The 19,235-nt window shown below is 54.3% G+C and carries 16 protein-coding genes; 4 read left to right on the forward strand and 12 right to left on the reverse strand.

The features are described from left to right. Position 1 precedes the first annotated feature (1 nt). The 6 genes from K2F33_RS05695 to K2F33_RS05720 form a co-directional block, all read right to left on the reverse strand. Positions 2-1,183: a M20 family metallopeptidase gene (locus tag K2F33_RS05695; RefSeq protein WP_076172188.1), complete on the reverse strand. Its 1,182-nt coding sequence runs from the start codon at positions 1,181-1,183 to the stop codon at positions 2-4. Positions 1,184-1,404: 221 nt separating this feature from the next. Then, positions 1,405-2,295: a LysR family transcriptional regulator gene (locus K2F33_RS05700; RefSeq protein WP_076172190.1), complete on the reverse strand. Its 891-nt coding sequence runs from the start codon at positions 2,293-2,295 to the stop codon at positions 1,405-1,407. A 490-nt stretch (positions 2,296-2,785) separates the two neighbouring features. Then, positions 2,786-4,381: a PTS sugar transporter gene (locus tag K2F33_RS05705; RefSeq protein WP_076172193.1), complete on the reverse strand. Its 1,596-nt coding sequence runs from the start codon at positions 4,379-4,381 to the stop codon at positions 2,786-2,788. Positions 4,382-4,720: 339 nt separating this feature from the next. Then, a complete protein-coding gene (locus K2F33_RS05710; protein WP_244169308.1) occupies positions 4,721-6,394 on the reverse strand; it encodes a class I adenylate-forming enzyme family protein in 1,674 nt (557 codons plus the stop codon). 79 nt (positions 6,395-6,473) lie between these two features. After that, a complete protein-coding gene (fabF, locus tag K2F33_RS05715) occupies positions 6,474-7,715 on the reverse strand; it encodes a beta-ketoacyl-ACP synthase II (RefSeq protein ID WP_263881221.1) in 1,242 nt (413 codons plus the stop codon). Between the two features lie 56 nt (positions 7,716-7,771). Further along, positions 7,772-8,233 carry an acyl-CoA thioesterase gene (locus K2F33_RS05720; protein ID WP_263881222.1) on the reverse strand — a complete coding sequence of 154 codons (462 nt, stop codon included), beginning with the start codon at positions 8,231-8,233 and terminating at the stop codon, positions 7,772-7,774. A 265-nt stretch (positions 8,234-8,498) separates the two neighbouring features. Between K2F33_RS05720 and K2F33_RS05725 the strand changes: the two genes are divergently transcribed. Further along, positions 8,499-10,388, forward strand: a complete 1,890-nt coding sequence (locus K2F33_RS05725) for an S-layer homology domain-containing protein (RefSeq protein ID WP_263881223.1) — start codon at positions 8,499-8,501, stop codon at positions 10,386-10,388. Between the two features lie 43 nt (positions 10,389-10,431). Here K2F33_RS05725 and K2F33_RS05730 read toward each other — a convergent pair whose 3' ends face one another. The 6 genes from K2F33_RS05730 to K2F33_RS05755 all read right to left on the reverse strand — a co-directional run bounded on the left by K2F33_RS05730 (position 10,432) and on the right by K2F33_RS05755 (position 14,479). Beyond that, complete coding sequence (locus K2F33_RS05730; protein ID WP_263881224.1) at positions 10,432-11,214, reverse strand: GNAT family N-acetyltransferase; 783 nt, start codon at positions 11,212-11,214, stop codon at positions 10,432-10,434. A gap of 145 nt (positions 11,215-11,359) precedes the next feature. Next, complete coding sequence (locus tag K2F33_RS05735) at positions 11,360-11,728, reverse strand: LSm family protein (protein WP_212970401.1); 369 nt, start codon at positions 11,726-11,728, stop codon at positions 11,360-11,362. A gap of 17 nt (positions 11,729-11,745) precedes the next feature. Further along, entirely contained in the window at positions 11,746-12,492 is a 747-nt protein-coding gene (locus K2F33_RS05740) for a class I SAM-dependent methyltransferase (RefSeq protein WP_076172203.1), read from the reverse strand. Between the two features lie 163 nt (positions 12,493-12,655). Next, a complete protein-coding gene (locus K2F33_RS05745) occupies positions 12,656-13,009 on the reverse strand; it encodes a hypothetical protein (RefSeq protein ID WP_244867613.1) in 354 nt (117 codons plus the stop codon). Positions 13,010-13,228: 219 nt separating this feature from the next. Beyond that, positions 13,229-13,810 (reverse strand): hypothetical protein, encoded by a 582-nt coding sequence (locus K2F33_RS05750; protein WP_263881225.1) that lies wholly within the window; start codon positions 13,808-13,810, stop codon positions 13,229-13,231. A 9-nt stretch (positions 13,811-13,819) separates the two neighbouring features. Further along, a complete protein-coding gene (locus tag K2F33_RS05755) occupies positions 13,820-14,479 on the reverse strand; it encodes a cobalamin B12-binding domain-containing protein (RefSeq protein WP_089549563.1) in 660 nt (219 codons plus the stop codon). A gap of 250 nt (positions 14,480-14,729) precedes the next feature. On the opposite strand from K2F33_RS05755, the gene K2F33_RS05760 reads away from it, so the two are divergent. Genes K2F33_RS05760 through K2F33_RS05770 form a run of 3 tightly spaced genes read left to right on the forward strand, consistent with a single transcriptional unit; the run spans position 14,730 to position 19,062 of the window. After that, complete coding sequence (locus K2F33_RS05760; RefSeq protein ID WP_076172210.1) at positions 14,730-15,035, forward strand: antibiotic biosynthesis monooxygenase family protein; 306 nt, start codon at positions 14,730-14,732, stop codon at positions 15,033-15,035. Then, positions 15,032-15,400 (forward strand): hypothetical protein, encoded by a 369-nt coding sequence (locus tag K2F33_RS05765; RefSeq protein ID WP_076172212.1) that lies wholly within the window; start codon positions 15,032-15,034, stop codon positions 15,398-15,400. Before K2F33_RS05760 ends, K2F33_RS05765 begins: the two co-directional genes overlap by 4 nt. 38 nt (positions 15,401-15,438) lie before the next feature. Further along, entirely contained in the window at positions 15,439-19,062 is a 3,624-nt protein-coding gene (locus K2F33_RS05770) for a CheR family methyltransferase (RefSeq protein WP_263881226.1), read from the forward strand. Positions 19,063-19,235: the final 173 nt, after the last annotated feature.

The following is a 19,235-nucleotide window of genomic DNA, read 5'->3' on the forward strand; positions in this document are numbered from 1 at the left end:
TCTACGCTTTCCATTGCTCAAATTCGCTGCGGACCTCGCGCAGCGCTTCCTTGTCGGTACACAAATCGTAAGCCGTCAGCGCCAGCGCCTTGGCCGCACGGTTCAATTCGATCATGCCTTCCTCCGAACCGGCCAGCGCAGCGAATTCCGGCGTATGCGTCGTAGCGTCACCAAGCCGGATATACGGGTGGATTGCGGCAGTCATCTGGCTGACGTTGCCGATGTCCGACGATCCGACTCCGCCTTTCTCCGGCGGGTCGTTCACTTCAATGCCGAGGTCCTCCAGATTGCGGGCGAACAACCCGGCCAGCGCCTTGTTGTTGTTGCGCTCTGCATAAATCAGCCCCTCGGCGATGTCCACGGTAGCACCGACGCCTTCGGCTGCGCATCGGACGGCGCGGTACACTTTTTCCCTGACCGTCTCCAGCTCCTGAACGGTGGAAGCCCTGAGGATGAACACCGCCTCGGTCAGTTCCGGCACGACGTTGGGCGCGTCCCCGCCTTTCGTAATGATGCCGTGTATCCGCACGTCCTCTTTCATAAACTGCCGCAGCGAGTTGATCGCCACATACGCGTTAACCAGCGCATCCAGCGCGCTGATGCCCTTTTCCGGCGAGGAGGAGGCATGCGCCTGCTTCCCGTGGAAGGTAAAGGTCGCATCCACGCAGGCGAGCGCTCCGCGCAGCACCATCGTTTTGTTCTGCGGATGAACCATCATGGCCGCGTCAACGTCATCAAAGACACCGTCCTGGCACATGATGATCTTGCCGCCGCCCTCCTCTTCGGCCGGGGTGCCCAGCACCACGATTTTGCCCGGGAGCTCCGGGCATGTATCCTTCAGCGCCAGAGCCGCTCCAACGGCAGCCGTTCCGATCAGATTATGCCCGCAGGCGTGGCCGATGCCCGGCAGCGCGTCATATTCGGCGAGCAGAGCGATCGTCGGTCCGCCCGGTGTTCCTTCCCAGGTTGCGCGAAAGGAGGTCTCCAGTCCGGAGATGCCTTTTTCTACGGTAAATCCCGCTTCGGCCAGCGGCTCGGTCAACCACTGCTGCGCCTGATGCTCATGGAAGCTCAGCTCCGGATTGGCATGGATTTTCAGCGAAATCTCCCGCAGCATGGCGTCACGCGCGTCAACTGCCTGAATCAGCTGCTGTTTTGGTTCTTTTTCTTGCTGTGCACTCATGGCTATCCCACCCTGTCGATATAAATGTTCATGAAGCCGTCATTGGTTCCGGCATTGTTTCGTATATTTATGCATTAATATGTATTAAATAATAAGGGCAGCCGCAGGAAGATGTACAATCAAGATTTTTTCGCGCTGGACCTAAAGAATTTTTATGTAGCGTTTCGTTTCATTCAGATTGGATAAAAAGAAGCCCCGCCCGATACCCAGGCAGGACTTCGTTAAGACGGATGTTCCGTTTTCATAAAATCGACGAACCGGTCCACGATGGCCAGCTCGAGCGAAGGCTCCCGGTACAGCATCCAGGTGTTGCGCCGGATCCGCTCCCCGTTCTTCAGCTTAAGCTCCAGCGTGTACAAGCCGTCCTCCGGCGAGACGAACACGCCCGGCACGATGGAATAGCCCAGCCCGTGCTTGACCATTTCCTTGCATGTCTCATACGCATCCACCTGCATGGCGATGGTGGGCGGCGTGTCGTAATGCTCGTGCCACCAGGCCCGAATCGTCTGCCCAAAATGGGAGGATACCTGGCGGGCGGCCTTGGCCTTCGGCTCGCTGTAGTGGATATGCGGCAGCTCCGGCAGGATGGCCAGATCGATCGGCTCCTTGGAGATCAGGCAAATCGGCTCATCATGCAGCAGGAAACGGGATTCCACCCATGGATAATCGCCGCGGACGATGCCCACATGAATCTCCTGCTCCATCAGCGAGTCGACAATTTCGGGGCTGAGCGCACAGGTGACGCTGAAATGCACCTCGGGATACAGGTCCCTGAACTTCTTGAGCAGCGGCGGGAGCTTGTAGAGGCCGTAATAACTGGCGACCCCGAGCCGGAGCGTCCCCTTCACCCGGCTGCGCATATTCAGGAGATAATCCTTCATATGGTTCAGCTCGTCCTGCGTCTTCTTCGCGTAAGCCGCCAGCGCTTCGCCTTCCGGCGTCAGGTACGTCCCTTTGGCGTGTTTGACGATCAGAGGCACGCCAAACTCCCGCTCTAGCAGCTGAATCCGGTAGGTCAGTGCCGGCTGCGTCATGTACAGGCGTTCCGCCGCTTTGGTCAAGCTTTGCTCTTCGACGAGATGCTGCAAGATGGCAGCGTCCTTTTCGTTCATGTGAGTGTCCTCCTTTCCACGGGTCGGTTGTTATTTTGTTTATCATACCATACCGGCTGCGGCGGACCGGCCCCATGTTACCTTGGAAAAAATGGATGTCGGACCGATCTATGTGTAATCTACAGAGTATAGGGTGATGGTTGAGTCTATTGGTGTTCGACCGGGTGAAGAGTGAAGTTGTTTATTACATTAACAAGGGAGATGGTATGACTTGCGAAAGAGACTGGCACTTATCATTCTGCTCATCGTAGTTGTTTTAATCATTGGATACCTTGTCGACCGTTAACCTGTCTTGTCCCAGTTGTTGCGAAGGTGATAACAAAAGGATAACAGGAAAGCCCTAATCTCCTTGTAGAGGGGATTAGGGCTTCTTTCTGCTCAGTGTACTGATTACCTGCTTTACCTTCCTTGGAAAATTGCCTTCTCCGTGTTAAACCTTCCTCGATGAACCACAATTGAAATGATAACGCTGTTCCATCCTCGGCCAATGTTAGGCTGACGCCTCGATTTCCGGCTTCTGTTCGGACTTTCGGCCCGTTCTCCACGCCTTGTTCGCCACCAGCGTCACCAGCATGGCCAGAATCAGCGCGACGAGCATAGCAGCGGCAAAGCCGACCACGTTGTTGGACAGAAACGGCCCCATAAAGGACGGAACATACGCCGTTCCGCGCACATTAAACAGTCCCACCAGTCCCCCGCCGACGCCGGCCGCCCCGATGGCGCCCGCGAAGACGACCTTGTTCGAGAACATAAACGGGTACGCCGCCTCAACAAAGGTGCCGAAGCCCATGTTGATCAGAAAGCCTGGCGCGGCCACTGCCGCCTCTCCCCGGTCCCGCGGAGCGATGATGTTGGCCAGGGTGATTCCCGCGGAGACCATCACGAGTCCGACCATGTCGATGGCCCCCAGGAAGCTGTTGCCGGTCTTCTCCATTTCCAGCAGGACGATCGGCAGAATCGCCGCGTGATACACGCCGCCGATAATCGCCGGCCAGATCAGAAGGCCTGCGACCACGCCTGCGATGATCGGATTAAACGAAATCGCCTGATTGATAATGTATTTAATGAACTCGCCGAGCTGCAGGGCAAATGGGGCGATCAAATAGTACATGATCAATCCGGATATGAGGCCTGCCAATCCCCCGGCCACGATGTTGACCGTCGTCATCGGAAACTTCCACTGCACGCATTTGACAAATAAATACTGCACCAGCAGGCCGGCGCCAATCCCGCCGATAATACCCCCGATAATGCCGCCGTTCACTGACAGCACCCCGGCGATGACGCCTGCGACAATCGACACCTCGTCCATGTCGGAAATCTGCTTGGCCGCCACGACCGCCAGTACGACCGGCAGCGCCTTGAGCATCAGGTCGAACACCTCGCTGAGCCCCTTCAGCGCCGGGATCTGGCTGATCGCCAGCACGATTGCCATGGCGATGAAGCCCGGCAGCGAGGACTGCATGATGCCCTTCAAGTTGATCCGCCGCAGCGGGTTCCCCGCAGGTGCGGCGGACTTGTCCCCGGCGCTTCCGAGCACCGGGATATATTTGATCCCCCAGTATTTGCACAGGGACGTCATAAATGAAACGGCCCGCGTCCGGTTCGTTGTTCCAGTCGTGCCCGACGTAGCGATGACGTTCGCTCCCTTGGAGCTGATCATTGCCATGGATGTTCCGCCGGTTCCCACGACGGGAATGCCCGCCTCAGCCGCGGCCTGCACCGCCTGCCGGTTGGACCCTTGCGGATCGGCGCTCATCACGATCAGCCCGTCGATGCCGCCGGACCGGATCCGGTCTGCCAGCTCCGCATCCGCTTCCGCCGCCGTCTCATTCGTATCTTTCAGCGTCCCTTCGTACCGCTTCGCCAGACGCTGCTCATCCTCATTCCATCCGTACAGCACGGCGGCGGTGTGGTCCTTGGCGACGTCCATCGATTCGGATGCGGCAATGAACTGCACGAGGCCGATGTCCACGCCTGCGCTCTGACACTGCGCCTTGATCTCCCCGATCAGTTTCTCGGGATCCTTGCCGCCGAGGTTAAACAGGTTGCCTCCGCTGCTGCCTGCAATCGCTATTCGCTTCATCTCGTTCTCCTTGTTGTGTGGCTTTCATTCTTTATCTGATTACCGTATTACCATATTATAAGAGTAAAAGGTTAGGCCGACAACCGTTTTACCTTCAGAAAGTAGGCCTCTCTCTGCATTACTGCTGGCACCCGTAGTTAAGCCGTATCTGTGGTTCCTCATTTCGGTTCGACGTTCGGCGGCATTTCCAACCGCCATCCACCTTCTCCTTCACCCAAGCAGGTTCGCCTTTCCCCTATGGCTGGCCGAAGGCAGCAAAAAAAGGACACCCTGAAGGGTGCCCTTTCACCGAAGCTTATTTTTTAATAACGAACCGTAAACAACGTTTTCTGCCCATCTTTATTGTCTCTCAAACAATCCGTTCTTCTGGTCCTCTACCGCCATCTGCTTCACGACAAAATGCTTCTTCTTGCCGGTTGCGGTATACGGCAGCTCGTCAATGAACCGGTAGAAGCGCGGTTTCTTGTAATTGGCCAGCATCGGATGATCGCTGCAGTACTTGTTCAGTTCTTTGGCTGTCAGCTCCGGATCCTCCTTGATCACGTAAGCGACGATCGATTCGCCGCGCAGCTCGTCCGGCGCGCCGACGACGACCGACTCCTTCACTTTCGGGTGCTGGTTCAGAATTTCTTCGATCTGCACAGGGTGGATATTTTCACCCGAGGAGACGATCATGTCATTTTTACGGCCGACCACGGTTACGAACTCATTCTCGTCCCAGGTTCCCATGTCCCCGATGTACACCCAGCCTTTATAAAAGACCCGCTCGCTTTCATTCGGGTTGTTCACATAGGCATACGTGGATTTGCCCGGAGACTTGACGATGATCTCGCCGACCTCGCTGCCATCGCGGGCCACGACCTCATCCGGTTCCGCCCGTCTGTCCGGGTAAACCTTAACGACCGCGACATCGTCGTCGGTGCAGGAACGTCCGGCCGATCCCGCCATTTCCGGCAGATCGTAAGGACGGAGGAACGTGTTCCAGAACGCTTCTGACGTGCCGTAGCCATTGAAAATATTCGGCGTCAGCGTCTCCTGGAATTTGATGCAGTCCTCGCGCTCCAGCGGCGCACCCATCGTCACGATGCCTTTTAATTTGGACAGGTCCACAGGGTGTTTCTTCTGGGCGTCATAGAGCATTTTGAGCATAGGCGGCGCCCCGATCAGGAAGGTCAAGTTGTATTTCTCGGCGAGTTCCAGGCATGTTTTCGGATGGAAGTATCGAAGAATAACGATTTCGGCCCCCACATACAGGGATGGAGTCGGTCCTCCGGAATGAATGCCTCCGCGGTGAAACCAAGGGCTCATATTCATCGTCTTGTCGGTAGGGTTGAGAGGAAAATGCATCGCCACGTCGTGGGCGGACAGGATGTCGTTGATGTTGTTGATTGGAACCCCTTTCGGCTGGCCGGTGGTTCCCGAGGTATACAGGCGTGTAATTTCATCGTAGATATGGGATGGCCGCTCGATGTCCGGGTTATGCTCCCGCTTGTCCTGCACATATTCACTGTAGGTAATGTGATCCGCAGGTGCCTCTTGATTGCCGTTCATATCGACCATCACGATCCGGCGGGGGCGGTGTTTGGCCATCGCAAGCGCCTGCTCGGCTGTTTCCTTGATTTCCGCATCGTAGATGTAGACGGCAGGCTTGCTGTCATCGAGGATGAACGCGGTTTCTCCGGGGGAGAGCTTGAAGTTGATCGGGCAGTTGATCGCGCCGATTTTCTGAGGAGCCAGGTAGCTGAATACGAATTCGGCCGAGTTGAGCAGCTGATACACAATGACCTCATTTTTGCCGACTCCGTCTCCGAGCAGGGCATGCGCAAGGCGGTTTACCTCCCCGTTCAGCTGGGCATAAGTCCAGGTGCGCTCCCGCACCGGATCGGTCAAGGCCGGACGACCGGCAAACCGGTGCACGTTCCGCATAAATCCGTTGATATACGTAAACTCATTTTCAAATGTATCTTTAAACATCCGAACATCATAGGTAAATTGTTGTTCCATGGTACCCATCTAACTTCCTTCCTTCATATTTAAAATCAAACCTTTGTGAGACTTCGAAAAGCGGAACCGGGCCCTTTGCCCGTCCGCTTCATGAATTGGTTCCTTCGTATTTCCCGACGATCAGAGATGTATTTTGTCCGCCAAAGCCAAAAGAATTGGACATCGCGATACGGACCTTCGCCGCTCTCGCCTCATTCGGCACATAATCCAGATCGCATTCCGGATCCGGCTGCTCGTGATTGAGCGTGGGCGGAACGATCCCTTCGCGGATCGCCTGAATGCAGGCAATCAGCTCTGTGACGCCGCCCGCCCCCATCAAGTGGCCGGTTGCCCCCTTGGTCGAGCTGACCGGGATTCGGCCCGCCCCTTCGCCGAACACGGCTTTCAGAGATTTGGTTTCGATCCGGTCGCCTAGCGGTGTGGACGTTCCGTGCGCGTTAATATAATCCACGTCGGACGGAGTCAGCCCGGCCTGTTCCAGGGCCTGTTCCATGCACCGCACTTCCCCGGCTCCTTCAGGCTCCGGCGAAGTCACGTGGTAGGCGTCCGAGCAGTTGGCGTAGGCGAGCAGCTCAGCCTTAATGCCGGCTCCCCGGCTCTCGGCCGATTCGAGCCTTTCCAGAATGACCGCGCCGGCTCCCTCGCCCATCACGAACCCGTCTCGATCGAGGTCAAACGGCCGGCTCGCCTTGGCCGGATCGTCATTCCGGGTCGACAGCGCCCGGGCCGACGCCAGGCCGGCGTCCATCAGTCCGCACAGGATGGATTCCGCTCCGACGGCCACGACCGCATCCGCTTGTCCGGACTGCAGGAGCATGGAAGCCATGCCGATGGCGTCCGCACCGGAAGAGCAAGCGGTGTTCACCGTATAGCTCGGGCCTTTGAAGCCATATGCGATCGAAATTTGGGCTGCAGCAATGTTGCCGAGGATTTTGGGAACCAAATACGGGCTCACGCGGGCGCTTCCCGTTCCGGTCATCTGCTCCTGCGCCGCCGCTGCCGTCGTGATGCCTCCCAGCGCCGTTCCCAGCACGATGGCCACCCGCTCGGGCTTCGCATCCAGCTTACTGTCCGCCAGCGCTTCCTGGGCTGCCACCAGGGCAAACTGCATGAAAATATCGGTTTGTCCGGCTAACTTTTTCGGTATGTAGTCCGTAGGGTTAAACGCTTTGACTTCCGCTGCGATCTTGACCGGCAGCTCTGAGGCATCAAACCGCGTAATACTTCCGATCCCGCTGTTTCCTTTCAAGAGATTGTCCCAGTAGGCCGGCACGCCGATCCCGATCGGGGTTACGGCTCCCATACCTGTAATCACTACGCGCTCCTTCACTCCGAAAGCACCTCCCCTCTATTTTTGCCGCAAAATATATCGTCCTTGCTTGTAGATTATGCTTGGGCCGATGGCTTGCCTGCCAACGCGCTGCTCCATGTGCTGCTGATCTGCTTCCACAACTCCGGGAAACGCTTTTCCACATTAAAAGGAAGCCCCTGGTCATCCACATACGTATGGGACGTCGTCCCCTCGCACGCCAGCTTTCCGTCCTGCTTCAGCACCTGATAGGTGAACGTCATCCGGCTCCGTGACAGGGCTGTCAGCGACGTGCGGACCGTAACGGGCTCCTCCGGGCGGAGCATTTTTTTATAATCACAATCCGCCTTCAGGCAAACCAGCGAAATGCCGTTACCATGAAAGGTTTCCATGTAAGGAAATCCGTATACGTGCATGAATCTCATGCGCCCGTTCGTGAACCAATCAAAAGCTTTGGCGTAATAGGAGATTCCCGCCGCATCGCAGTCCCCCCAGGTCACAACCATCTCCATGTCATTGCTGGGAAAAGAATCTGCCAATTTCGCTCCCTCCTTTCGCTCGTGCTATTTTTCACACTGAACATTATACTCCGATTATCAAAAATAAAAAGTAATTTGCTAACTTTTATAAGGTGGCCCACTCTTTACCTGTGATTCCAATCCACAATTGAATCCGTGGTCCATTCAAGGATTGCCCTGCCGGCAAGTTTTCAAACCGCGAAAATTTTGATTGAAATACGCCTGATAATCACTACAATTCAGATTAGGCTTATTGGTTATTATTTCATGTTCAATTGGGGGAAATATGTTGAGAAATACGTTGATGAAAGTCCTCTCGTCCGCGGCGCTGCTCAGCGCCATCGCCGTACCCGCCGTTAGTGCGGAAACCGCCACCACCCCGTTCTCGGATATCGCCGGATCCTACGCCAAGGATGCCATTAACGAGTTAGTCGAAAAGGGCATCGTTAACGGAAAGGGCGACGGCAAGTTCGACCCTACCGGAAAAATTGAAAGACAGGATTTTGCCATCATCCTTGCCAAGGCATCAGGTCTGGACGTTTCCAGTACACCAACGTCGCCGACTTTCTCGGACGTACCTTCAGACAGCTATGCCTATGCTTCTGTCGAGGCCGCCGTCAAGGCGGGGTTGATCAAGGGGCAGGGAAACGGAACTTTTGGCACCGGCTCCAATTTGTCGCGCCAGGATATGGCGGTCCTGTTCGTTCGCGCTCTGGGCGTCGATGCACAGGGGAAAGGCTCCATTTTAAAATTTTCCGACGCGAGCTCCATTTCTGACTATGCCAAGGATGCCGTCGCCGTAGCGGTTGGGTTCGGATTGTTCAATGGAGGCACCGACGGCAAATTTGATCCAAAAGGCGGTGCGGCAAGAGAAGAAGTGGCGCTGGTGGCGAGCCGTTTTTTTGACGCCAAGGAGATTATAGACAGCCAAACGCCGCCTTCGCAGCCGGATCCAGCTCCAACCACGCCGCCGGAACCGGCCAAGCCAGCCACTCCGACACCTCCGGCTACCTCTGTGCCATCTTCATCGGGCGGGAGCAGCAATAGCGGGGGCGGCTCTAATGGGAATAATGGCGGCAGCACGCCTAGCCAGCCGGAAACGTCAGCACCGGCGGTTACCTTGGTGTCTTCGTCTCCACTAAATATTGGAGATCCGATCAAACTAATCAGCAGCAAAGTAGGCAAAGTGTATCTGGTGCCGTATGCAGCAACTCCAACGAGCAAAACGGACCTAGAATCACTGCCTGATTTGTTAGTGAGTTCAGTTCTTTACGCGAATCAGGTGACGGAAATGCAAACATCTTTGTTGACAGCCGGAGAATACAAAGTATATTTCGTAGATCAAGACGGGCGTATGTCGGCGCCGTCTGATAAAATCGTGCTTCAGGATAATCCCAGGATCACCTTAACGAATGAAGAAGAATCCTCCTTCCTTTTAGGTAAGGAAAGTGCCGTTCTTAAAAATTTTTTCAATACGGATACTCCTTCAAGAACAAAAAGAAATATTAACGATTGGATTCAGGTAAAGTGGCACGGTAAGTCTTTGGATATGATCTATAATTCAACGCAACACAATTTCAAAGTCTTTGAAGGTGACAATCGGGTAGGCACATTGGAAGTAAGCTCTGAATCTTCCGTAATTTCTATTGAGCCTACTGAAGATGGGTTGCATATCCGGGCAACCGAAGAGGCCAATGAAACAACAAAAGCTGATTTGCGGTTTACCCTAAAGAGTTACAGTAGAGAGGAAGAAACTCAACAAGAGTTAGGTCATGTTGATTTGCCAATCCATTTTGACTTCACAGCCCCGACGGTTACTGGCGTGACATACCAAGACGGTGTTTTCACAGTGACGGCAGATCAAGAGTTGTATCAGGATGAGGATGAAATCCAAGCTGAGATAATCTACTCACCTACCGGTGTCTTCGAGGGAGACAGCAAGAATGTCTATAATTTTGAAGAAAATGAAATAGTCGTCTCTGATCCACAACAAGGAGTAAAACAATTTACAATAACAATAAACAATAGCGAATTCTCTGAGAATCAGGGCGGTATATTTCAGTTAACAATCTCTGGTTTGAAGGATCTAGCGGGGAACATCTCATCACCAAAGACGCTTTTAGTCACAATTCCTGACCCCAACCTCGACCCAGACCCCACTTCCGAAGGCGAATAACGCACACAAAAAAAACGGCCAACATCCTTGGCCGTTTTTCCATTTACCCCTCCTGCCCCACAACCTTCATCCTCAGCAGCCGGGTCCGGGTCACCATCCCTGCGCTTTCCAGCGTCCTCTTGGACGCCTCGTTGTAATACCAGCAGCCGCTTAGCGGCCGGATTCCCTGTGCGTGGCACCAAGCTTTCAGCCACAAAATAATCTTTCGCCCTACTCCCTGATGGCGGTACGACTCGTTCGTAAACATACCGATACTGGCGGTGCCTTCGATCAAGGCCGAGCGCTCCACAATGCCGACTCCCAGCAGCTCACTGCCCCGATAACAGGTAAAGAGCTCTCCCTTTTGAATGCGTAATGCGACAGAACCCAGAAAGTCTCCGCATACCCGCTGGATGTCCTCCAGATCGGCAAGCTCTGCGGGACGTAACATGCCCGGGTCCGAACCTGGATCACTCGTCAGGTCTAACCCGCTGTCCTGAAAGAAATAGGCCTGCTTGGCGATAGCCATATCATGGTCCAGTGCCAAGCTGAGCAGCAGCTCATCTCCCGTCGACACGAACACCTCACTCACCTGATGCTCTTCCAGCACCCGTTGCAGTAAAATCTGCGCATGCCTCTGGTGAGGCCGGCGTAGGTAAAACTGCGTCAGCAGATTGTGATCATGAATGGCGTAATATCCTATCGACGCGTTTTCAGACAGGATGATATAAAATTGCGAGGCCAGAATATACTGCTCCAGAAAGGTATCAAACGGCGAAGACAGCCCCTTTATGTACTCCTGCAGAAGTTCTCGTATTTCTTCGATCCCACACGCTCTGGTAACCATGCTCGAAACATCCCTTCCAACCATCCTTTTCCTTCATTTTACATCGGCTTACCGCTGGCCGAAACTACAAAAAAAGACCATTCCCACACGGAATGGCCTTGTGTTCCACAGAACTCCTGAAAGTATCTCGTGCGGCTCGCCCCCGTTAGATTTTAAAGGCCCCCATCAGCGGCATAATCATCTGCAGCATATTCATGCCCACCCGAATATTCGGGATAATCTGGCCGAACATGCCCATGAGCCCTCTGGATTGGCCTGCAGTCTGGCCCTGCGCATTGGGCTGACGGCCGCCGCCAAACAAGGCGCTGAAGATGCCGGATACCTGCACTTCTTTATCCTGTGTCGGCGGGCCTGTCATCTTCGACCGTCCTCTGGCTGCGGACAGTACAACCTGCCCGTTCTCAATACCCGTTACGTAGCCCACATACTGCGTACCATCCTTGAGCACCACCCAAACCGGCTGCCCCAACAACTGGGCGGCTTGTTTAGGATCGACAACATACTCCTGCTTCATGAATCTCACCTCGCTTCTCAGCTATCTGATCCGCCCGCCAATCCCTTGCCTCCGATCCATACCGCATAAGACAATACATCGCCGAACTCTTCGTAGAACTGATGATTCCTTTGAAGCAGCTGCAGCGCTGCCGGATCATCCAGCCACTCCATATCGAACATTTGGTATGGATCAAAGGATATGCTCACTCCCTGCTCCTGCAGCGAAGCCAAACGGTCCGAAGGAAGCCGCGCCTCCAGACTGCGGAAACCCGCCTGCTTCAATAGCTGCTCCCATTCTTCCAAGGAAGGAATGTCCAGGGCACCGTATAGCTCCTGCGACGCTTCCTTCAGCCCCGGATGGTCCTGCTTCCGGACCATTTCCCGGTCGTATAACAATCCGCCGTCCTTGAGCACGCGGTGATATTCCTTCAAGGCAGCCGGAATGTCCACAAATAAGGTAACCGATTCGACAAAAACGACATCGAACCCGCCGGCTTCAAACGGAAGTGAGGCGGCATCCGCAATCCGGAAGTCGACCTCCACCTCCATAGCCTCGGAACGCCGGCGGGCTTTTCCGATCATGCCATGATGTACATCTACAGCGGTTACCCGGTAGCCCATTTTCGCCAAGTGACAGGCCGTTCTCCCGGTTCCGCAGCCTACCTCCAGAATATTCGCCCCGGCCGGTATGGCATCACGCTCAAGGAGTGCCAAGGTGCTGTCAAAGCCGCCTGGATGAGCAGCCCCTTCACCCAGCGCAGCCAACATATCAAAGTACTTCAACGTTTTTCGCCTCCATCAGGCACTCCGTCCGGTCTTCGGCCCGCCATGGCGGACGGACAGGTCTCCCGTTTTCCTTTTAAAAAAATGACCCCTGCATTCCCTATCGTCTGCAGAGATCAGTTCACATCCAGCGAAGCGCCAGTATATATATCGTCTATTCTATTTAGATGAAGAGGAACGGTATCAGGAATAATAAAGCAATGGAAGTCCAGGCCAAAGCCCCGTATCCCGGCGGGTAACCGTAACCGTAGCGACCGCCATAGCCGCCGTAAGGACCGTATCCCGGGTAGCTGGATGTCTTGGCTTTTTGCTGCAGCTCGCTTAGCTGCTTGCTGGCTTTTCCGGGGTTCGTGGACAGAATGGTCGCACGGGGAGCAGCGTCGCCGAGCTCCAGTCCATGATCCGAAACTCCCTTAATCGTGCCATACACTTGCGTACCATCCTTAAGAACCGCACAAACGTGCTTACCGACATACGATCTGCACGTCTCGGCCGATGGTGATTGGATCAGCATCATGCCTATTCCTCCTTCCCACTTCATTCCTTTATCCTATTCACCTGCATCCGAAGTCGAAAGGGGAATATGACCATTTATAGGGAGCCCTCACCAGAAAAGCCTTGAATCCCATATTCTCAAAATAGGGGCTCCATTTTTATCATGTCATCCATGTTCCGGTTATAAAAAAGAAACCCACGTCTCCTAAAGACGGGGTTTCTCGTCAGCTCCTGTGCCAGTTCATCTGCCGGGTGAGCGTTTGCCGGCCTGCGGATAACCTGCCGCCGCATCCTGCAGCGCCCGGTCGATCTGCTGCTTGATAATGTCCGCATAGACGGTTTGGTTCATCTCCAGCAGGCTGGGGTACAGCAGATCCACCAGCTCGCGGATCGTCGTCAGTGCAGCAGAAAGTTCGCGGATCCGCATCGTCACGGCTCCCCCGCCAGAAGGGGCCTTCACCGCGGAATGTTTCCGCTCCGGCTCCTTTAAACCCTCGTGCAGCCTTTGGAGCTGCTCTGTCACCATCTGGAACTCCCGGCTCTGACAGATACAGACGATATGTCCTGTCCCTACTTCGTCCCAGGACTGATAGACGTCAACCAAAGCAAGCGGGGCGGAACGGGTCTTCATAATCAGCTCCACCTTCACGTTAGCATGGGAAGGAGCAATGTAGGCCGTCGCTTTGCCCACTGAGCCCTCGTCGATCAGATCGAGCAAGGAGCCGGCTTCAGCGAATATTGCTTCGGCCTGACCGGAGGCGGTTAAAATATGATAATCCCGGTCAATGCAAAAATAAGGGACCGGTATTTGCGTCATGTCCATGGACGGTCATTACCTCACGATCTGCTGTTTCGCATCAGCGAATAAATAGGAATCGATCCAATCGTTTAATTCGAGTAACGTTGGCACAAACACGGCCTGATCGGCCAAACGCTGATCAATTCCGTACGGTTCGATCACACGGCCCCCAATAATGACCGCAGGACTGCCAGGCAGGCTCCCGAGCGCGTTAACATACTGCTTTAACTTGGGTAAATGATACACGATGGAGACCGAAAGGCCGATCACATCGGGCTTCCAGTGCATGGCGCCAAGAAGGGCGTCCTTCAGGGGCAGATTCGGGCCGTAAAACCGGGCGGCGAACCCGCGCTCTTCGAAGAGGGCCGATACCATTTTCAGACCGAAATAGTGCGCTTCTTCTTCTACACACAGAAACATGCCTCTTTTTCCATTGGGCTGTTCCGGCTTCACTAGTGCGGCATACCGGGTCATCAATATATCGCAGACGCCTGAGGCCAGATGCTCATCAGCCACCGTGATTAAATTTTGCTCCCACAGCGAACCGACGTATCGCATGGCCGGCGCCAGCCACTGCTCGTAGATATACAGGCTGTTCCTGCCGGACTCAACTTGCTCCACAAGGCTGTCCCAGCATTCTTCTGTCCTTCCGCCAATCATTTGTTCAGCGAGCTGTTCCATGCCCATATTCATGCAGCGGCAGCCTCCTTTTCCGTCGGTTATAGATATAACAATGTATATATCAATCTTACATACTATCATCCATACGAACAGAAGGGAATGTAGATTCAACACAGGTTTTGTCGAATTTGACGACCTTGGGCCTGTTCCTCTACGATGAACACAAATAAAAAATGAAAGACTTGAAAACTTTGGGAGATTATACCCATGATCTTTATTATAATATAATTAGCCCTCATTCGAGAGGCAAGGAGGAACATGCATGTATATCGTTCACTCAACTGTCGTTGTCCCCGCCGATAAGGCCGACGAAGTTATCCATATTTACAACCACAGATCCAAGTTGGTGGATCGGGCCCCAGGCTTTCACTCTTTCATGCTGCTGCAGAATGAACGCAAGCCTCATGAGCTGACGGTACAAATCACTTGGGAAACCAAGGAGGACTACCTCCGCTGGGCCAGGGGGGAAGATTTCAAGCGGGTCCATGAGCTGGAGAAGCAGTACCCGGATCAGGAGCTGGCAGCGATCATCCCACAGGTCAGCAAGTACAAGGTGGTCGCCCAATGAAACAAGCCGGCACTTACGAACGATTAATCGATCGGGTGACCCAGCTGATTTACGAAGCCGACCCTTCACTCATGGACCGGTACGGAGAGAAAGGAGTGCAGAAATGCAAGGATGATAATGCGCACCACATGCGTCATCTGGAAACGGCACTCGAACTTGGCGATTCACGGGTATTTAGCGATTATGCCGTGTGGCTGAATGGTATTCTGAACACTTACGGCATGCAAACGCGTACGCTGACGGATAACTTTCGATACCTTCAGCAATCTCTTTCCACAGTGGATGAATTGGACGAGCCCACCAAGCGGGCCTTCGGCCAGTACCTAACCGATGCGATAAATCGGCTTGAAGCAGATCAAGATTGATTGCCTTTCAAGAATGATAACGGAAGGGGTAGACGCGGATGAACGGGAATGGACGTAATGAACTGCAAGCTGCAGCACCGGTATCGACACAAGAACTGACGCTCGTCAATAAGGATACACAGGAATTGGACCCCAGCTTTGTAGTGGGTCTGGGTGCATCAGCCGGGGGACTGGAAGCATTGGAGACTTTCTTTGACCAAATGCCGACAGACACGGGGATGGCCTTCATTGTCGTTCAGCACCTTTCTCCGGATTACAAAAGCCTGATGGACGAGATTTTGCGCAAATACACTTCCATGCCCATTCGCGAAGCTAAGCACGGCATGAAAATCAACGCGAATCATATTTATTTGACCCCTCCACGTAAAATCCTCACCGTTATGGAAGGACGACTGCAGCTGACCGATTCCATTCCGCCTGCAGCCCTGCACCTGCCGATCGATATGTTTTTCCGCTCACTTGCCATGGCCTACGGCACCAAAGCCGTAGCCGTGATTATGTCCGGGACCGGTACCGACGGTTCACGGGGAATACATGACATTAAGGAAGCCGGGGGACTCGTCATTGTTCAAGACAGTCAATCGGCTAAATTTGACGGAATGCCCAGCAGCGCGAGGTTGTCCGGTAACGCCGACGTCGTGCTGGCCCCGAAAGAAATGACCGAAAGGCTGATGCAGCACGTGCATGGCGCAGAGTACGAGAGCATGACAACGGTCCGGGAAACCATTACGACCGAGCAATACATTCAGCTCATTTTTGAGAAAATCCGCCAGGACTGCGGCGTGGATTTTACCTATTACAAACGAAACAGCGTGCTGCGGCGGATCGAGCGGCGGATGGCCATTCATAACGCCCCATCCATGGCGGCTTACATGACCTATCTTGAGGAACACCGTGAGGAGCTGCAGGCGCTGCGAAAGGATCTCCTGATCGGCGTTACCAATTTTTTCAGAGATCCCGAAGCGTTCCAGACCATTTATGACAAGGTACTCCCGGAGATTTTCGAGCGCAAAAGCCTCTCCAAGGAAATCCGCGTGTGGGTGGCGGGGTGCTCGACGGGGGAGGAAGCCTACTCGATCGCGATGCTGCTGCGCAAATATGCGGATACGCTGGATGAGCCCTATCTTATAAAAATTTTCGCCACCGACCTGGACAAGGAATCGATTGAATACGCCAGCCAGGGCATTTATACGCAGAGCAACATCAGCCATCTTTCGGAAGAAGATCAGGGGCGCTTCTTTATTAAGGACGACGATATGTTCCAGGTGAGCAAAGACATCCGCAAGATGGTTGTGTTCGCTCCGCAGAACATCATCAAGGACCCTCCGTTCCGGAATCTCGACCTGATCACCTGCCGGAACATGCTGATTTACCTGCAGCCGGAAATGCAGCAGAAGGTGCTGTCCCTGTTTCATTTTGCGCTGAATCCGGAAGGCTTCTTGTTCCTTGGGCCCAGCGAAACGATCGGGCGCTTTGCGGGACAGTTCGATTATGTGGATCGGCGCTGGAACATTTTCTCCCACAAGAACGGAAAAGCCGAAACGGAATCGCGGCTGTTTTCACTCGAAGGGCGAATTTCGCAGACCCAGTCCTACCGCAAAACCACGCCCCCTCCGGCTGCTGTCCGCGACCCGGCAACGCCTAAACGTCTGGACGATCTGCAGGGGGCGCTGGTCGAGGAGCATATTCCGCCCGGCATGATCGTGGACCAGAACAACGATGTCATTCACCTGAATGGAGCGATCAACGATTATCTCATGCTTGCCCAAGGCAAGCCCAGCTGGAATTTGTACAAAATGATCGACCCGAACGTATCCGTCGCGGTATCGGCCGCCGTCCAGAAGGTCCGGCATGAGCGGCGGGGCGTCGTCTATCACTCGCTCGGCATCGCTACCAACGCAGGCGAAACGGTAGTGGACCTGCACATTCGGCCGTTTTCGCTAAAGAATAAAGCGTTTGATAAATACGTGCTTATCCTGTTCATGGACCCCGAGGAGCCGGAGGCCGCGGCGCAAATGGTCCTGGAGCCGTTTGAAATCGACCGCAACGTCAGCTCCCGGATCATTGAGCTGGAGCAGGCGCTCCTCATGGCAGAGGAATCCCTTCAAGCCACCGTCGAGGAGCTCGAGACGTCCAACGAGGAGCTGCAGGCGACAAACGAAGAGCTGGTGGCCGCGAACGAGGAGCTGCAGAGCGCCAACGAAGAGCTGCAGTCGGTGAATGAGGAGCTGGTGACGGTCAACACGGAATACCAGTTTAAAATCCAGGAGCTCACCGACGTGAACAACGACATGAACAATTTTCTGGTCAGCACGCGCATCGGCACCATTTTTCTGGACAAACGGATGTGCATCCGCCGCTTTACTCCGGCCATCACGAAGGAGATCAACCTGCTGGAGGTCGATTACGGCAGGCCGATCGAGCACATCTCCCACCATTTTAAATACGATACGCTGGTGGCCGATGCGAAGCAGGTGCTGCAAACGCTCGTTCCTTTTGAGAAAGAAATCCAAAGCCAGGACGGCACCTGGTACAGCATGCGCATCCTGCCGTACCGTACGGAGCAGAATTTCATCAGCGGGGTCGTGCTGACGTTCGTGAACATCACGGATCTCAAGGCGGTAAATGAAGAGCTGACCAAGCTCAGCTACGCCGTCGAGCAAAGCCCGAGCATCACTGTCATTACCGACGTCGGCGGATCGATTGAGTACGTGAATCCGAAATTCACCGAGATTACCGGATTCAGCCTGTCCGAGTCGCGGGGAAACAGTCTGAAGGCTTTTTGCAAGACGTCTGAGGGAAGTCCCACGGTCGATCTGATCATGGAAACGGCCAAAAACTGCGGTATCTGGAAAGGCGAGCTGAACAGCACCAAGAAGAACGGGGAATTGTACTGGGAATCGGTGAAGCTCATTCCGATTAAGAACAAGAAGGGCGAGATCATCCACTTCGTCAAACTGTCCGAGGATATCAGCGAGCGCAAGCAGGCGGAGGAGATGCTCCGCAAGACCGAAATGCTGTCGGCCGTCGGCCAGCTGGCTGCAGGCATCGCCCACGAAATCCGCAATCCGCTGACCGCGCTGAAGGGCTTCACGAAGCTGATGTCCAACAAGGGGACGGGCAACGAATCCTATATAGGGATCATGCTGAACGAGCTGAACCGCATTGAGCAGATCGTCAGTGAGCTGTTGGTGCTGGCGAAGCCGCAGGCGGTCGATTTTGTCCAAATGGATCTGGAGCCGATCCTGCATGACGTCATCATGCTGCTGGAATCGCAGGCCAACATGAACAACGTAGAGATGAACATCGACCTGAAGCCGGGCATGAGGGTGGTCTGCGTCGAGAACCAGCTCAAGCAGGTATTCATCAACGTGCTGAAAAATGCGATTGAAGCGATGCCGCGCGGCGGCGAGGTGAACATCCAGGCCAGCTTGAGCGACAACCACAACATCATCGTGCGGTTTGCCGACAACGGCTCCGGCATTCCGGAGAGCAAGCTGGCGAAGCTGGGCGAGCCGTTCTATTCGACGAAGGATAAGGGAACGGGCCTCGGCCTGATGGTCAGCTACAAAATCATCGAGAATCACCAGGGATCGATCCGTTTTGAAAGCGTTGAAGGCGAAGGAACGACGGTCACCATCACGATTCCGGGCGTAGCGTAAAAGAAGCGCGGAGTTGGCAGCTTGACGGTGCCTGAATGAATGTGCGGTCTGATCTTGCCGGGGTCCGGCAGGATCAGCCTCTATTAGCTTTCCAATAGATGAATACCGCAGAGTTCTTAATGATATCCGTATCGACAAGGCGGAATGGAGTCCGAATAATTTTTTAAAGGAGG

The sequence above is a fragment of the Paenibacillus sp. PSB04 genome (genome assembly GCF_025809195.1).
GTDB classification, from domain to species: Bacteria; Bacillota; Bacilli; order Paenibacillales; family Paenibacillaceae; genus Paenibacillus_AQ; species Paenibacillus_AQ favisporus.

What these genes read in the sequence shown, in the direction of transcription:
- K2F33_RS05765 (WP_076172212.1), top strand. Translation starts at nt 15,032, where the DNA reads ATGAAACAAGCCGGCACTTACGAACGATTAATCGATCGGGTGACCCAG.
- K2F33_RS05725 (WP_263881223.1), top strand. Translation starts at nt 8,499, where the DNA reads ATGTTGAGAAATACGTTGATGAAAGTCCTCTCGTCCGCGGCGCTGCTC.
- K2F33_RS05700 (WP_076172190.1), bottom strand. Translation starts at nt 2,295, where the DNA reads ATGAACGAAAAGGACGCTGCCATCTTGCAGCATCTCGTCGAAGAGCAA.
- K2F33_RS05750 (WP_263881225.1), bottom strand. Translation starts at nt 13,810, where the DNA reads ATGGACATGACGCAAATACCGGTCCCTTATTTTTGCATTGACCGGGAT.
- K2F33_RS05745 (WP_244867613.1), bottom strand. Translation starts at nt 13,009, where the DNA reads ATGATGCTGATCCAATCACCATCGGCCGAGACGTGCAGATCGTATGTC.
- K2F33_RS05770 (WP_263881226.1), top strand. Translation starts at nt 15,439, where the DNA reads ATGAACGGGAATGGACGTAATGAACTGCAAGCTGCAGCACCGGTATCG.
- K2F33_RS05735 (WP_212970401.1), bottom strand. Translation starts at nt 11,728, where the DNA reads ATGAAGCAGGAGTATGTTGTCGATCCTAAACAAGCCGCCCAGTTGTTG.
- K2F33_RS05755 (WP_089549563.1), bottom strand. Translation starts at nt 14,479, where the DNA reads ATGAATATGGGCATGGAACAGCTCGCTGAACAAATGATTGGCGGAAGG.
- K2F33_RS05760 (WP_076172210.1), top strand. Translation starts at nt 14,730, where the DNA reads ATGTATATCGTTCACTCAACTGTCGTTGTCCCCGCCGATAAGGCCGAC.
- K2F33_RS05705 (WP_076172193.1), bottom strand. Translation starts at nt 4,381, where the DNA reads ATGAAGCGAATAGCGATTGCAGGCAGCAGCGGAGGCAACCTGTTTAAC.
- K2F33_RS05710 (WP_244169308.1), bottom strand. Translation starts at nt 6,394, where the DNA reads ATGGGTACCATGGAACAACAATTTACCTATGATGTTCGGATGTTTAAA.
- K2F33_RS05695 (WP_076172188.1), bottom strand. Translation starts at nt 1,183, where the DNA reads ATGAGTGCACAGCAAGAAAAAGAACCAAAACAGCAGCTGATTCAGGCA.
- K2F33_RS05730 (WP_263881224.1), bottom strand. Translation starts at nt 11,214, where the DNA reads ATGGTTACCAGAGCGTGTGGGATCGAAGAAATACGAGAACTTCTGCAG.